Source organism: Haemophilus sputorum HK 2154, from assembly GCF_000287615.1.
In the GTDB taxonomy this organism is placed as follows: domain Bacteria; phylum Pseudomonadota; class Gammaproteobacteria; order Enterobacterales; family Pasteurellaceae; genus Haemophilus_A; species Haemophilus_A sputorum.
Genome location: NZ_ALJP01000009.1, coordinates 776,550 through 791,883, shown reverse-complemented (window position 1 = coordinate 791,883; position 15,334 = coordinate 776,550). Strand labels below are relative to the sequence as shown.

The 15,334-nt window shown below is 39.0% G+C and carries 16 protein-coding genes; 12 read left to right on the top strand and 4 right to left on the bottom strand.

The genetic code is table 11. From position 1 onward, the window contains the following. Window positions 1-10 precede the first annotated feature (10 nt). Window positions 11-460, top strand: coding sequence for a 50S ribosomal protein L9 (gene rplI, locus HMPREF1128_RS06215; RefSeq protein ID WP_007525482.1), 450 nt, complete (start codon window positions 11-13; stop codon window positions 458-460). Window positions 461-515: 55 nt separating this feature from the next. Here the strand turns inward: rplI and rnt are convergent, their stop codons facing one another. Both rnt and gloA read right to left on the bottom strand, forming a co-directional pair. Continuing rightward, the gene (gene rnt, locus HMPREF1128_RS06210) at window positions 516-1,178 is read right to left on the bottom strand and encodes a ribonuclease T (protein ID WP_035530198.1); all 663 of its coding nucleotides are present in this window, start codon (window positions 1,176-1,178) and stop codon (window positions 516-518) included. 64 nt (window positions 1,179-1,242) lie between these two features. Further along, on the bottom strand, window positions 1,243-1,650 hold the full coding sequence (gloA, locus tag HMPREF1128_RS06205; RefSeq protein ID WP_007525109.1) for a lactoylglutathione lyase: 408 nt from the start codon (window positions 1,648-1,650) through the stop codon (window positions 1,243-1,245). A gap of 80 nt (window positions 1,651-1,730) precedes the next feature. Here gloA and HMPREF1128_RS06200 point away from each other — a divergent pair, with 80 nt between their 5' ends. From HMPREF1128_RS06200 to HMPREF1128_RS06155, 10 genes are all read left to right on the top strand, one after another. Next, a complete protein-coding gene (locus tag HMPREF1128_RS06200; RefSeq protein ID WP_007524433.1) occupies window positions 1,731-2,555 on the top strand; it encodes a hypothetical protein in 825 nt (274 codons plus the stop codon). Window positions 2,556-2,596: 41 nt separating this feature from the next. Beyond that, window positions 2,597-5,257 carry an intermembrane phospholipid transport protein YdbH family protein gene (locus HMPREF1128_RS06195; protein ID WP_007524526.1) on the top strand — a complete coding sequence of 887 codons (2,661 nt, stop codon included), beginning with the start codon at window positions 2,597-2,599 and terminating at the stop codon, window positions 5,255-5,257. Continuing rightward, the gene (locus tag HMPREF1128_RS06190; RefSeq protein ID WP_007524069.1) at window positions 5,254-5,466 is read left to right on the top strand and encodes a YnbE family lipoprotein; all 213 of its coding nucleotides are present in this window, start codon (window positions 5,254-5,256) and stop codon (window positions 5,464-5,466) included. Before HMPREF1128_RS06195 ends, HMPREF1128_RS06190 begins: the two co-directional genes overlap by 4 nt. 346 nt (window positions 5,467-5,812) lie before the next feature. After that, the gene (locus tag HMPREF1128_RS06185; protein ID WP_007524362.1) at window positions 5,813-6,703 is read left to right on the top strand and encodes a transcriptional regulator GcvA; all 891 of its coding nucleotides are present in this window, start codon (window positions 5,813-5,815) and stop codon (window positions 6,701-6,703) included. Continuing rightward, window positions 6,703-7,377, top strand: a complete 675-nt coding sequence (yjjG, locus tag HMPREF1128_RS06180; RefSeq protein WP_007525019.1) for a pyrimidine 5'-nucleotidase — start codon at window positions 6,703-6,705, stop codon at window positions 7,375-7,377. Before HMPREF1128_RS06185 ends, yjjG begins: the two co-directional genes overlap by 1 nt. A 146-nt stretch (window positions 7,378-7,523) precedes the next feature. Further along, window positions 7,524-8,795 (top strand): histidine--tRNA ligase, encoded by a 1,272-nt coding sequence (gene hisS, locus HMPREF1128_RS06175; protein ID WP_007525257.1) that lies wholly within the window; start codon window positions 7,524-7,526, stop codon window positions 8,793-8,795. Between the two features lie 8 nt (window positions 8,796-8,803). Continuing rightward, on the top strand, window positions 8,804-9,427 hold the full coding sequence (locus HMPREF1128_RS06170) for a YfgM family protein (protein ID WP_007524970.1): 624 nt from the start codon (window positions 8,804-8,806) through the stop codon (window positions 9,425-9,427). A gap of 255 nt (window positions 9,428-9,682) precedes the next feature. Then, on the top strand, window positions 9,683-11,275 hold the full coding sequence (locus HMPREF1128_RS06165) for a carbon starvation CstA family protein (protein ID WP_007525170.1): 1,593 nt from the start codon (window positions 9,683-9,685) through the stop codon (window positions 11,273-11,275). Between the two features lie 70 nt (window positions 11,276-11,345). Further along, a complete protein-coding gene (locus tag HMPREF1128_RS06160; RefSeq protein WP_007524447.1) occupies window positions 11,346-12,140 on the top strand; it encodes a TatD family hydrolase in 795 nt (264 codons plus the stop codon). A 118-nt stretch (window positions 12,141-12,258) separates the two neighbouring features. Next, the gene (locus HMPREF1128_RS06155) at window positions 12,259-12,597 is read left to right on the top strand and encodes a hypothetical protein (protein ID WP_007524236.1); all 339 of its coding nucleotides are present in this window, start codon (window positions 12,259-12,261) and stop codon (window positions 12,595-12,597) included. A 66-nt stretch (window positions 12,598-12,663) separates the two neighbouring features. Here HMPREF1128_RS06155 and HMPREF1128_RS06150 read toward each other — a convergent pair whose 3' ends face one another. Beyond that, window positions 12,664-13,527, bottom strand: coding sequence for a DMT family transporter (locus HMPREF1128_RS06150; RefSeq protein WP_007524661.1), 864 nt, complete (start codon window positions 13,525-13,527; stop codon window positions 12,664-12,666). Window positions 13,528-13,623: 96 nt separating this feature from the next. Continuing rightward, window positions 13,624-14,160 carry an endonuclease SmrB gene (gene smrB, locus HMPREF1128_RS06145; protein WP_007525137.1) on the bottom strand — a complete coding sequence of 179 codons (537 nt, stop codon included), beginning with the start codon at window positions 14,158-14,160 and terminating at the stop codon, window positions 13,624-13,626. 90 nt (window positions 14,161-14,250) lie between these two features. Between smrB and prmB the strand changes: the two genes are divergently transcribed. Then, entirely contained in the window at window positions 14,251-15,192 is a 942-nt protein-coding gene (gene prmB / locus HMPREF1128_RS06140) for a 50S ribosomal protein L3 N(5)-glutamine methyltransferase (protein ID WP_007524942.1), read from the top strand. Window positions 15,193-15,334: the final 142 nt, after the last annotated feature.

The window sequence follows — 15,334 nt, the reverse complement described above, 5'->3', positions numbered from 1 at the left end:
GGTAAGAACAATGCAAGTTATTTTATTAGACAAAGTTGCTCACCTTGGTGGTGTAGGCTCACAAGTTGAAGTAAAAGCAGGTTTTGCACGTAACTACTTAATCCCACAAGGTAAAGCGGTTATGGCAACTGCAGCGAATATCGCTCACTTCGAAGCTCGTCGTGCAGAATTAGAAGCAAAAGCGGCTGAAGCATTAGCAAAAGCACAAGCTCGCGCGGCACAATTAAGTGCATTAGCTGCTGTAGCAGTTTCTGCAACTGCAGGTGATGATGGTCGTTTATTCGGTTCAATCTCTGCTAAAGACATTGCTGATGCATTAACTGCAGCAGGTGTTGAAGTAGTGAAAGCTGAAGTACGTTTAGGCGAAGGCCCATTACGTAGCACTGGCGAACACGAAGTTAAAATTCACTTACACCCAGAAGTGAATGCAGTAGTAACAATCAACGTTGTTACTGAATAATCGAAAAGATTATAAAAGAAAACCCAGCGAAAGCTGGGTTTTTGTTTTTTACAAATTATTTTGATTTTTCAACCGCTTGTAGTGGAAAACCGCCGAGATCTTTTAGACGATTAACCATTTGGCAGAATAATTCAGTTGTTTTTTCCGTATCATAAAGTGCGGAGTGCGCTTGTTTGCCATCAAAAGCAATATTTGCCATTTGGCAGGCTTTGACTAATACGGTTTGTCCGTACATAAACCCGGCAAGGGTTGCGGTATCAAACATTGCAAAAGGGTGGAACGGATCACGTTTAGCATTAATACGTTTAATGGCAGCGTGTAAAAAACCCTGATCAAATGCAGCATTATGTGCCACAATTACTGCACGCTGGCAACCTTGTGCTTTCATCGCTTTACGAACCATTTTAAACATTTCTGGAATCGCAATGTTCTCCGGAATCGCGCCACGTAATGGATTATCAATGTCGATGCCATTAAATTTAAGTGAATCTGGATTGATATTCGCCCCTTCAAATGGCTGAATATGAAAATGACATTGCTGATCTGGCACTAAATAACCTGCATCATCCATTTTCACGGTAATTGCGGCAAGTTCTAACAGGGCATCAGTTTGGGCATTTAAACCGGCAGTTTCTACATCAATAATCACGGGCAAATAGCCACGAAAACGATTTTTTAGTAAATTATAATCGGTTGGTTGTTCGGTTTCTGTTGTCATAATAAAAACGCAAGCGGTCGAATTTTGCAAAAAATTGACAAAATCAGACCGCTTGTAAAAAGAGTTAGTTACCTAAAGCTGCTTGAGCTTCTTTATTTGCAATGAATTCGATTTTATAACCGTCTGGATCTTCAGCAAAAGCGATAACCGTTTTACCGCCTAATACTGGGCCGGGTTCACGGGTAATTTTACCACCTGCCGCACGAATTGCTTCGATAGTGGCATAAATATCATCTACACCTAATGCGATATGGCCGTAAGCTGTGCCTAAGTCGTATTTATCTACGCCCCAGTTATAGGTTAATTCGATAACCGCATTTTCACTTTCATCACCATAGCCAACAAAAGCCAAAGTATATTTATATTCAGCATTTTCGCTGGTACGGAGCAATTTCATTCCTAAAACTTCAGTATAAAACTTAATAGAACGTTCTAGGTCGCCAACACGTAGCATCGTATGTAAAATTCTCATTTCTCACCTCTTAAGTCGTTAAAAAAACTGTCGTATTATGGCATAATCCTGAGCCAAAATCATTTTAAATAAGGTTTATTATGTCGCACGAACATGAATCGGAAAAAAAACTAGAAACTGCAGTGCATGCGCTGTTGCCAATGCTCGGCATGCTTTTCATTCAAATGTGTCTTAATTATTATTTTGCACCGCAAAATATGATTTTTATTTCCCCTTATTTGTTGAGCTTTCTAGTTGTCAGTATCGTGATGAGTGTTGTACTTTGGAAAGGGCAAATTTGCCCCGGGCAGCGCGGCCGATTAACCTTTGTGTTGAAATTTTTAGCTGTATTTGCCTTAGGAAATTTGGCATATAGTTATGGTTTTACGCCTAAGCATATTCCCTTGTTATTAGTCGCGGTTATGGCGGTATTATTACCCGTTCTTTACTGGCAAGATGCAGATGAAGATAACCTTTATCAGACAATGATTTATTGTAGTTTTGGCGTTGCTGTCGTGGCAATTTTGCAATATTTAGCGGTATATTGGTGGGAAATTCCTTCATTGTTAAATGGCTTGCGGGCGAATAATTTTGCGCAACTGCAATTAGGGTTATTGCTTTCTGGTTGGTATTTAATGCTAGCAAATAGCCGATTAGAAGGTTTCTTTAAGCTGTTAATTCAACTGGCAATTTTAGCTTTAGTCATGAATTATATTTGGACGGTTTTCGTGCTTTACCAACAAGTACAGATTATGCCAGAAACTTCATTTGTGCCATTTATTCTCTATTTTGTGGTGCAATTTGCAATTTTAGCAATATTAGCTTGGTTATTACTGGGTAAAAAAGAGAAACAGATTAAAAATCCAGTGGGTTGGTCTGCGGCTACCTTTTTAGCAATGCTTTACCCGCTAGTATCTATTGGATAATGATAAAGAAAAGGTTATTGGTTCTATTAGGCTTGTTGCTATTGCTGATCATTAGTGCAAGCCTTCTATTTTTCAGCACCTATTTTTCTGGTGTTGCAAACCGTTTTTTGCCTGAAAATTGGCAAATTTCTACGCCATCTGGCGGTTTTTCTGCAAATCAAACAGGCATACATTTACCGCAGTTGATTGTTCAGTATCAGCAATGCCCGTTGGTTGCACTTGATAATTTGTCATTTAATCCGCAAGGTTATCAATTAAGCGCCGCAAAAGTGACGTTAGATTATCACTGCTTTAGCCTTTTTCCTGAATCAGAAAAAGATGAATCTAATTTTTCCTTAAATAAATGGCTTTTATTAGCGCCAGCAACAAAATTAACGGTAGATGAATTAGCTTGGCAAAATTTGCCAGCGGATCTTTCTCCTCGTTTAAGCCAATTATTGGCAACCCCTGCAAAAATTCAAGCAGTTTACCAAGGACGTAAATTATCGCTTTCTCTGAAACAACAAGCGGTCGAATTTGGGGGGGATTTTACCAATGGTCGGTTAAGTGGTAATGTGAGTTATCACCCAAGTGAGACAGAGAAGCACAACCTGTTATTTACGACACAACTCAATGAAAACATTCTTTCACTTCCGCAATATTTTGAAAGTGACTATCACTGGATCTTGCCAGAAAATATTGTCTCTGAAAAAGGGCTGCAAGAGGGGAGTCTTGGGCTAACTTGGCAGTCAGATAATGATAACAATTTATTGGGTAACTTGACCTTTATTTCAGAAACACAGCCTGAGAATAAATTAGCATTGCCATTTAAATTTGATTTTACTCAGTTAGAAATTTATCAAGGGAAGTTTAATTGGGGGTGGCTACCCGATTTTCCAATTAATGGCTCAACAACAGCAACGTTGAAGCCGAAAAACATTATGCAAGGCGAAATTTTTCCGCTAGAAACGGCATTTAGAATGAACCTGTTTTCAGAAGATAAGCATACGCTCAGTCTTGCGACAACAAGTGGAATCATTGAATCGCCCGATTATTTTATTCTGCCGCTCACTTTATCAGGCTATGTGAAATATCATGGTTTTCGTCTGTTTAGTCAGGCGACTATTGATGCAAATCAGTCTGGTCTCACTTTCTCGCCAAAATCTATGTTCCAAATTATTAGCGGGCAAGAGCGTTTACTGACTATTAAGGAATTGACTATCCCATTAGGCACGGTAGAGATTAACCGCTATGGTGTAAGTGGTCCACTTCAAGCACATTTGAAAGCTGAATCGCCAGATTTTAGCGACATTGATTTCCAACTCAAAGGGCAAGCCCGCCATTTTAAAATGGGGCTTTCAGAGGTTTTCGATGATTTCGATGGCAAGGGAAACAAGAATTTTTGGGGCTGGACATTAGATGGCAGTGCGATGCTTAAAAGCTTAAATAGCAAGGTCAAATTAGCAGGAAAAGGGAATTGGCATAACAATGTTATTCAATTTTTGCAGCTAGATGGCAAGATGAATGGCACAAATATTGGAAGTGCTGAGCTAGCGCCAAGTCAGCTAAAACTAACCGAGCCAGTGAAATTTTTCTATGAAGATTGGACGCTTACCGGTGGCGCAGAACTCAGCTCGCCCGCATTATCTTTTAACTATGGTGGTAAACTGTCACAGCCACGTGCCAAAGTGACTTTTAACGGTGAGTTAGAGACGCTTCAATTTAAAGGCGAATTCCAAGCAGGAAAAGTGGGCCCATTGATGCTCAATGCGAAGCGCCAATTGAAAGCAAATGCCAGTGAATTTGTGGGCAACATTCAATGGGCATCGCAGCCGGCAAGTGTGTTCCAAAGTTTGATTCCGCCTAAAATGAACTGGGTGATTAAATCTGGTACGGTAAAAGGAAACACCCAATTCCAGACTCAAGCACAAAAAGGTTTAGTGGCGAGCGGAGAGCTTTCCATTACTGATGCAGGGCTTTCTTTGCCGAAAGGGGAAATAAATGGCATTGAGTTTACTTTTCCGTTCCAACTTTCAGGCGATCATTTAACTTTTGGTCAACGTAAACCAATAGCGGTGAAGATTGCAGAAATCAATGCAGGCGTGCCGATCCAAAATGTGCATGTAAACATTGATGGGCATTATCCTTATAGCCAAAAGAAACCGCTTAATTTGCGCAAGCTAGAGCTTGATTTATTAGATGGTAAATTAAAAGTGGAACATTTTTCTTTGCCTCAAGTCAAAGTGGCGCTTTTGCAGTTGGAAAATATTCGATTCGAGCGAATGATGGAAGTGGCTAACTATCAGCAAATTGATCTTCGTGGTAAAGCAAATGCAACTTTGCCATTTTGGTTATCGGGGGAACCTTGCTATGTTTGTGATGGGCGATTGGAGCAAACAGAAACTTCATATTTGAAAATTTCGGATGCCTTGATGAAAGCCATTTCGCAAAGTAGTGGTTATTCAGAACGAATTTTGTTGTACCTACTCAACGATACCAAAGTGGCGGATATGGCTGCTAGCATCAATGTGCCAAAAAGTGGCGATATGAAACTGGCTGCGCAGCTTAAATTGCAGCTGAATCAGCAAGAAAAAGCGAAGGTCAATTTTAATTATACACACCAAGAAAATATTTTTGGCTTATGGAACCTGATGAATGCGGCTTCTAATATTGAACAACAAATAGAAAACCATATTTATCAAAAACTGGATAACAATAAATGAAACTCAACTTTTTATTTGCAATTTGTTTGCTAAATTTAACCGCTTGTACGCCAAAAATTCAGCTGGAAACGCCAGCAGAAGGGATTACGATTAACATGAATGTTGTGGTGGATCATAAAATTGATGTGAAAATGGATAAAGCATCACAGGCGATAATTTCGACTTCAGAAAATGAAGAAAAAGGTGAAGCTTCAAATCCAGCCCGTTAGTTTGTAGATAAGTTTTTTTCCTGTTAGAATGATAGATAAATTTTTTTAGGGCAAAAAAAGCCCCTCAAATGAGGGGCATAAACCAAAAGGGTTTGAAATATACAGGAAGTGAAACGAGTAACTTTCGTTACTCTAGTCTAGTTACCTAGACCAATATGCAAACACAACATCATACTTAAAATTTCAGGAAAATTTGACGAAAATCAAAAAATCACTATCCTTATTAAGTACGGGGCGCATTATAGAGATGTCGTACCACTACTACAAATGAATTATTTTTATTTTCAAGATAAAATAAAGTAATGAATTTCGCGCGATATTCGCGATTATTTAAAAGAAGAAGATTATGAATAAAAAACTGCCGCCGTTAAATGCGTTAAAAGCTTTTGAATCTGCTGCTCGCCATTTGAATTTTACCAAAGCTGCAGAAGAGCTTTTTGTGACTCAAGCTGCTGTCAGCCATCAAATTAAATTATTGGAAGATTTTTTGGGGGCGAAATTATTTTACCGCCGTAATCGTCAGCTAGAACTTACTGAAACAGGTTCGCAATATTTCCAAGAAATTCAACCGCTTTTATTACAAATTGCGTCTGCCACGGAAAAAGTACGCTTAAAAAATAGTCGGCAGGTGCTTTCTATTAGCACAACCCCATCTTTTGGGATGCATTGGCTGGTGCCACGCTTAAATGATTTCCACAAGCGTTATCCAGAAATTGAAGTACGTTTAACCACCATGCCACAAGATGAAGGGCTATTTGGAAAAGATACCGATGTGGCGATTTATTATGGCAATGGTAATTGGCAGAACCTTGAGGCAATTGAATTGGTCAGAGCGCGTATTCTCGTACTTGCTTCTCCAGAGTATTTAAAAGATAACCCGATCAATAAACCGGAAGATCTGGCGGGCAAAAACCTGATCCATGTTTGTTCCCATACGAAATGGAAGCAGATGATTGATCATTTACAGCTTGATGGTGTAGAAATTGAATCAGGCCCAATGTTTGGCACAACTTCAATGGGAATTCAAGCGGCGAAACACTGTCAAGGTGTGGTGGTAGCAAACCGAATGCTTGCTCAAGCGGAAATTGATGAAGGCACAATGGTAGAGCCATTTACAACCGATGTTTATGATGAAAAAGCCTTTTATGTTGTTTATCCGCCACAAATGGCAAAAAGCGAAAAAGTAGAACATTTTGTGGCGTGGATCACAGAGGAAATTAAAGGAAGTTATAAATAATGCGATATGATTGGATCTTATTTGACGCAGACGAAACGCTGTATTCATTCAACTCTTTTCATGGTTTGAAAGCCATGTTAGCCCCTTATGGGATCGATTTTAATCAAGAGGATTATGTGGCGTTTCAAGCTATCAATCAGCCACTTTGGGTCGCTTATCAAAATAACGAAATTACTGCTGAAGATATTCAAAAACGCCGTTTTGCAAAGCTATCTGAACAAATTGGTGTTGAGCCTTTAATGCTAAATCAAATGCTCATGTCAGAAATGGCGCTAGTTAGCAAACCATTAGAAGGCGTTGAAGCTATGCTAGAAGCGTTATACGGCAAAGTCAAAATGGGCATTATCACCAACGGCTTTACAGGGCTACAGCAACGCCGATTAGAAAATACAAAAACCGAAAAGTATTTTGATATTGTTGTAGTATCTGAGCAAATTGGGGTGGCTAAACCTGATCGTCAGGTGTTTGAGTACGCGTTTTCCCTAATGGATTGTGAAGATAAAACCCGCATTTTAATGGTGGGAGATACGTTGGCTTCGGATGTGCTCGGTGGCAATAATGCTGGCATTGATACCTGTTGGTTTAATCATGCGAATAAACCGAACGACACGACCATTCGTCCAACCTACGAAATTCATCAAATTGGCGAGTTACTGCCGATTATTTTTGGCTAACCTTTCTCAAGCGGGAGTTTTTTGCAAAAAATTTGTAAAATTTGACCGCTTGTTCTCCTATCTCCATTCCAACCGATAAAGCATTTTGAGAATTACATTAACTCATTTAGAATAGGCGGATTATTATTGATGAATAGGCAAAAACAATGGCAAAAGTAATTCAAGCAATTCGTGGTATGAACGATTGCGCACCAACTGAATCTCCCTTATGGCAATGGGTGGAAGGACAAGTTAAACAAGTATTAGCTAGCTACGGTTATTCTGAAGTTCGTATGCCAATCGTGGAAAGCACCCCGCTTTTTGCACGTGCAATTGGAGAAGTAACCGATGTTGTTTCTAAAGAGATGTACACTTTCTGGGATAACGATGAACAATTAACCTTACGTCCTGAAGGTACCGCAGGCTGCGTACGTGCAGCAATTGAGCATGGCTGGATCTATAATAACGAACAGCGCCTTTGGTATATGGGGCCCATGTTCCGTCATGAACGCCCTCAAAAAGGACGTTATCGCCAATTCCATCAAGCAGGCGTGGAAGTGTTTGGTATTGCTAATCCAGAAATTGATGCAGAATTGATTATTTTAACGGCACGCTTATGGAAAGCATTAGGCATTGACCAACATGTTTCTTTACAGCTTAACTCTATTGGTTCATTAGAAGCGCGTGCAAACTATCGTTCTGCGTTAGTGGCATTTTTAGAAAATCATCAAGATTTAATGGGCGATGAAGAAAAAGAACGTTTAGTGAAAAATCCACTACGTATCTTGGATACGAAAAACCAAGCCTTACAAGAAGTGCTTAATGATGCGCCGAAATTACTCGATTATCTTGATGAAGAAAGCCGTACACATTTTGCAACGCTTTGTCAGTTATTAGATGATATGGGCATTGCCTATGAAGTGAATCCGAAATTAGTTCGTGGTTTAGATTATTACAATAAAACCGTGTTTGAATGGGTAACTTCAGCCTTAGGTGCACAAGGTACTGTTTGTGGTGGTGGTCGTTATGATGGCTTAGTTGAACAGTTAGGCGGTCATGCTGCACCAGGCGTAGGCTTTGCTATGGGCTTAGAGCGTTTAGTTTTATTAGTGCAAGAAGTCAATGCTGCCGTGCCAGTTGCCAATACAGTTGATGTTTATTTGGTTTATTCTGGGGAAGGCGCAACGCTTAATGCATTCCAATTAGCGGAAACTATCCGCAGTGCATTACCACAAGTTCGTGTAATGACACATTGTTCAGGCGGTAAATTCCAAAAACAATTTAAACGTGCAGACAAAGTAGATGCAAAACTGGCGTTAGTCATTGGCGAATCGGAAGTGGCAGAAAAAACAGTAGTAGTCAAAGATTTACGTTCAAGTGCTGAGCAAGTGACTATTAGCCAAGCGGATATTATTGAAACATTAACAAAACATTTCTAAGGTGAATCATGGATACCGAACAATATTTTAATAAAACCGAAGAACAGCAGTTTGAAGAAGCAAAAAGCTGGTTTAAACAAAATGGTAGTGCAATTTTACTTGCAATGCTTGTGGGGGCGAGCGCAGTATTTGGTTGGAATTTTTGGAAAAACCATAACCAACAAATTTCGCAAGAAAGTTCAGCAGCATATGACAATGTAATTGAAAGCTATTTGCAAGATCCAATAAAAAATGAACCGCTTGTAGAGAAATTTATTAAAGAAAGTGGGCATAATAGCTATGCAACCTTCGCCCAATTTACAGAAGCACAGCAACTGGTTAATAAAGGTGATTTTGCAAAAGCTAAAACTGTTTTAGAGCAAGCAGTTAATACTGAAGATGCAACATTACAAACCGTTGCGCGTTTTCGTTTAGCACAAGTAGATTATCAACTTCAAAATTACGATGCAGCATTGGCAACATTAGGCCAAATTAAAGAAAAAGCATGGACATTGCGTAAAGCGGTGTTAACGGGTGATATTCTCGTGGCAAAAGGTGATAATGCTGGCGCGAAAAGTGCTTATCAGCAAGCTTTAGCAGATGCACCAGAGCAAGAAAAAGCATTGATTGAATTGCGCTTAAATAATCTATAATCTCATTTATAAATTACTGAAGCCCTATACATTAGTTTATGTATGGGGCTTTTTTTATATTTAATTGATTGTATTTTATTCAGTTTATTTTGTTTTTTAGAGAAAAAGTTTGATTTTGTTCACATTTTTCAAATTACTGAATTTTTAATTCATTATCCTAATTTACTTTATCAGTATTGCTCACTACAATATACGCAGCTTTTGGCTACTTACTTTTGGTTAAACTTAGAATATAAATTATTAAGGATTTGTACTATGTTGTGGTTCTTTTTATGTATTGCCATCTTGGTACTTGGCTATTTCGTTTATGGGAAGGTTGTTGAAAAAATTTTCGTCATCAACCCAAAACGTCAAACGCCAGCGTATCAAATGAATGATGGTGTCGACTATATGCCAATGTCGAAAACGAAAATTTGGCTTATTCAATTATTAAATATCGCCGGCACAGGCCCAATTTTTGGTCCTATCCTTGGTGCGTTATACGGACCAGTTGCGATGCTTTGGATCGTAATCGGTTGTATTTTTGCAGGTGCCGTGCATGATTATTTCTGTGGTATGTTAAGTATCCGTCATAATGGTGCAACAATGCCGTATTTAGCGGGTAAATTCTTAGGTCGTCCGGTTAAATTCTTTATCAATGCATTAGCAATCGTATTATTAGTTTTAGTAGGTGTGGTATTTGTATCAAGCCCAGCAAAATTAATGGGTACGATTACAATGGATGTATTAGGGGTAGCTCAAGGTCCATTAGAATTAGGTGATGTAGAAGCGGCTACTCAAACAGTAAAAGATGCAGGTCTTACTGTGTTTGGTATGAGCCAAGCAACGATTGTAACGATCTGGACATTCATTATTTTTGCTTACTACATTTTAGCAACACTTCTCCCGATTGATAAAATTATCGGTCGTATCTATCCAGTCTTTGGCGCATTATTGTTATTCATGTCTGTAGGTATGGTTTATGGCTTACTTTCAGCACATTTCAATCCAAATGACCCAATCGAATTCTTCCGTACTATCGATACTGCAGATTCACAAGGATTAACGTTAGAGAAATTCATGCAAAACTTCCAAGTAAAAGATGGAATGCCTACATGGCCACTTTTATTTGTGACAATTTCTTGTGGTGCGTTATCAGGCTTCCATGCGACTCAAACTCCACTAATGGCTCGCTGTGCTGAAAATGAAAGTGAAGGTCGTTTCATTTTCTACGGCGCGATGATTACTGAAGGGGTGATTGCACTAATCTGGTGTATGGTTGGTCTTGCTTTCTATGAAAACCCACAAGCACTTCAATCTGTGCTTGATGTAGGTACGCCATCGAAAGTGGTATATGATAGTTCATTACACTTCTTAGGCTTTGTTGGTGGTATTTTTGCAGTACTTGGTGTGGTTGTATTACCAATCACTTCAGGCGATACCGCATTCCGTGCTGCACGTTTACAATTAGCGGAAATCTTACGTATTGATCAACGTTCATTAGTAAAACGTTTATATATTGCAGTGCCATTATTTGTTATTGGTTACTTAATTTCATTAGTTAAATTTGATGTATTATGGCGTTACTTTAACTGGGCAAACCAAATGACCGCAATGGTTATGTTATGGACTGCTGCGGCATACTTATACCGTTACAAAAAATTCCACTGGGTGGCTTCAATTCCTGCGTGGTTTATCACAACGGTTTGTGCAACTTACTTGTTCTATAACCCAATCGGTTTTGGTTTAGATTACCAACTTTCTGTATATCTTGGTTTTGCGACAACAGTATTGTGTATTGTGTTATTCTTCACCTTGCTTAAACCATTAGGCGAACGTGATGAATCCGCTTATGAAGTGGCAAACTAATCACAAAATCAATGAAAAGCGAGGCAAGTCCTCGCTTTTATTTTTTGTTTTCTATTTTTATTAAGAGCTTATGCCGTTTTTTGATACCCACACTCACCTTGATTATGTTGCAGAAGATCTTGCTTTATCGATTCCACAGCTTGTAGCAAATGCCGAGCAAGCAGGTGTCTCTCGACTACTGATAGTGGCTATTTTTGCAAAAAATTTTGAAAAAGTGACCGCTTGCGCCCATCAAATGCCAAACCATTTAGTTTATGGGTTAGGGCTACATCCACTTTATATTCAGCAGCATACGCAAGCAGATTTAGTATTGCTTGAACAGCGTTTAAATGAATCTGATCCGCAATGTACCGCGATTGCTGAAATTGGATTAGATAAAGCTGTTGCAGAGATTAGCACGCCAGAACTTTGGCAAAAACAATGTGAGTTTCTAGAAGCACAGCTCGCATTTGCCAAGCGGTTTAATTTGCCAGTCAATTTGCATTCTCGTAAAACACATGATGCTTTATCGGTTTTTCTAAAAAAAGCACAATTACCGCAAACAGGCGTGGTACATGGTTTTGCAGGCAGTTACGATCAAGCAAAACGCTTCGTAGATTTAGGTTATAAAATTGGTGTTGGGGGAACCATTACTTATCTCCGTGCCAATAAAACACGAGAAGCTATCCGTAAACTGCCATTAGAGAGTCTTTTGCTTGAAACGGATTCGCCGGATATGCCAGTTTTTGGCTTTCAAGGGCAGCCTAATCGACCAGAACGTCTTTTAGTAAGTTTTCAAGCATTGTGTGAATTGAGAGAAGAATCACCAGAGCATATTGCAGAAACAATCTGGCAAAGTAGTGAAAAACTATTTTGGAAAAAATAGCATAAAGCATTTTATCCTAATTTGATTTTCATCAAGCCAATTACCTGATTTTTAGTATGGGTTAGCTTCAGTTTCATATATATACTTTTTGCACATTGAATATTTTATCTATTTCATTATGCAAAATAATCCTTTTAAAGTCAGTTGGTCTGCAAAAGGTAATACCTTATGTTTAGGCCATTGGGAGATTAGTTATTTAGATTTACCAGTCGTTTTGCCTAGAGCGCGCCGAGATCAAGATATGGGCACGGAGAATATCTATAATTATTTAGATCCAGATGATGAGCTCTATCGAGAAGGGCTAAATGAAGATGATTGGATTGTTGAAAATATCGAATGGCTTTCAGATATGTTTATTGAGCACAATATTCCTTTAGAAGAAGAGATAATTCGAGCGTTCTACCAAGCTGTCAATAAAGAAGATTGGCGTTGCGGTAGCTGTGGTGGTTGTATTTAGTGAGAAAAGTGAATATGAAAGATTAAAAAGGTGCGTAAGTTTTTCAATTCACGCACCTTTTGGTTATTAATTCCAATAGAATAGGCAGATAATCGCGACAATCGCAATAGCAACGCCTAAATAATTCACTTTATGGATTTTTTCTTTAAAAGCAGCTGCACCAATAAAGGTACCTAAACAGATAACCCCTAAGTTCATGCCGGTAAAGACTAACGTTGGGTCATCTTTCATCGCTTGGTGCGCTTGAATATAGAATAAAATGTTACAGAAATTCAGCACGCCTAATAAGATTCCCGCTAACATGCTTGGCAAGTGCCATTTCGTGCGTGTTAAAAAGAGGTAGGTAAACATAAAAATTCCCGCGCCAATAAAGGCAATCAATAACGTAACTGGAAAAGCTGAGCCAGATTTCGCAATTTGTTTGAAGAGAATATCGATCATGCCATAGCCAACCCAAACAAGCGCAAGGCTAACTATTGCGATTCTTCCTCCTTTTTTCATCCCTTCATGACCTTTCCAAAGTAAACAGCCTAATGCAATAAATGCAAGTACTAAAGCAAAGATTTTATGCGAGGTTGGCGTCTCTCCGAATAAGGTAAAAGCAGCCAAAATGGGTAGGAAAAGTGAAAGGCGTTGGGCGGCATCAGTACGAATAATGCCAGCGTATTCTAATGATTTTGCTTGCACTAAAAAAACAATCGGTAAACTTAAGCTTAGAATCACAAAGATATAAGCTGCAGGATGATGAATCACAATATCCGTGAGCGATTCGCCCTTAAAATCTGGCTTAAGTAAGAAATAAGTGAGGGTTGTTGTAATAATATAATTGACTGCAATACTTTGGGCGATGTGAATCCCTTTCATACGGGCGTATTTAATCAATACCCCCACAGTCACACTACATAAAATAGCTAAAACAAGCTGAAGCATAAGATCTCCTTAAAAAATAAATGCTGGCGCATTCTAATCGCAAGCGGTCGAATTTCACAAAAAATTTACAAAATTCGACCGCTTGTCAGATCAGTATTAGCGTTTAAATAGTTGTTCTAAAGTTTCTTGTTGTTCGATTAAAATCAAAATGGCGGCATCGCCTCCCCATTGGCGAGGGGCTTGATGAAGGGCAAGTATTTTCGGATGTTGCACTAACCAACGCGGAATTTGATCTTTTAAAGCCCGTGTGCCAAATCCCGTCATGATGCTGGCGCAATAGACTTTTTGGCGTTCGCAAGCCAAAATCAGCGCGGCAAGTTCTCGTTTCGCTTTTTCTTTAGTTAGCCCATGTAAATCTAAAAAGAGTTCGGGCTGAAAATCACCACGTCGAAGTTGTTTGAGAATATAAGGATCAACGCCTTCGCGTAAGTATTTTACTTTTTCATTTTCTTCTTTTAACAGCGGTTCATATTCATCAGAAAAGAAAAATTCCGTATCTTTTTGTTCTTGCTGTTCACGGAAATCACTCACTTTTTGGCGTGGCAGTGTTTTGGGTACAAAGGTATTTTGCTCAATTTTTTTGGTGCCTTGTGCGGCTTCCCTAAACAGGGCGAAGTCATCATCATTTAACATTACTTATCTCCTCAATTTTTTCTCATTCTATCATAAAGCGAAATATGGTATAACAAGCGGATTAAACCTTAATGAATCAAAGGACAAATAATGTATAAATACAACCTTGAGTTGCTTGAAGAAATTCAGGCTTGTGCGGTAGTAGAGGATTTAGCCACCATTCAAGATATGATGCGTTGGGCGTATAGTTATTTTAATGCTTCGGACCTTTACTATGGCCATGGTTATGACAATGCTTGGGATGAGGCGCAACAGTTAGTGTTGGTGGCTCTTTATCTGCCTGCGGATGTGCCAGAAGCTATGTATCAATCTCGCCTAACCTTAGTGGAAAAAGAGCGTGTGATTCACTTAATTGAAACTCGTCTTGGTACGCGTCAGCCTGTGGCTTATTTAACTAATTCAGCTTGGTTCTGTGGCAGTGAATTTTATGTCGATGAACGCACTATTGTGCCACGTTCGCCAATTGGTGAATTGATTATGCAAAAATTTGCAGGCCTGATTGATCATGAGCCAAAGCGCATTTTAGATATGTGTACCGGCAGTGGTTGTATTGCCATTGCTTGCGCGCAACAATTTTTAGAAGCTGAAGTAGATGCTGTTGATCTCTCACTAGACGCATTAGATGTAGCGCAAATTAACATTGAACGTCATGGATTAGCTGAGCGTGTCTTCCCAATTAGTTCTGATCTCTTTAACGATATTCCGAAAGATAAATATGATTTAATAGTCACCAATCCTCCATATGTCGATGAAGAAGATTTAGACGATATGCCGCAAGAGTTTCACTTTGAGCCAGAAATGTCATTAGGATCAGGGGCAGATGGCTTAGATATTACTAAACGTATTTTGGCTCAAGCTGCAGATTATTTAACCGATAATGGCGTGTTAGTGTGTGAAGTGGGTAACTCAATGGTGCATTTAATTGAACAGTTCCCAACCGTGCCATTTAACTGGATTGAATTTAAAAATGGCGGTTTAGGGGTGTTTAGTTTAACGAGAGTGCAATTGGTTGAGCACCTTCACTTATTCTAAATTTCAATTAAGCAAGCGGTCTATTTTTTCATGGATTTTGCAAAATTCTATTAAAAATAGACCGCTTGCTTGAGATTGGCTATCCAAATCCCACCAAAATTCCGCTATAATTCCGCTAATTTTCCCTATAGGGAACCATTTT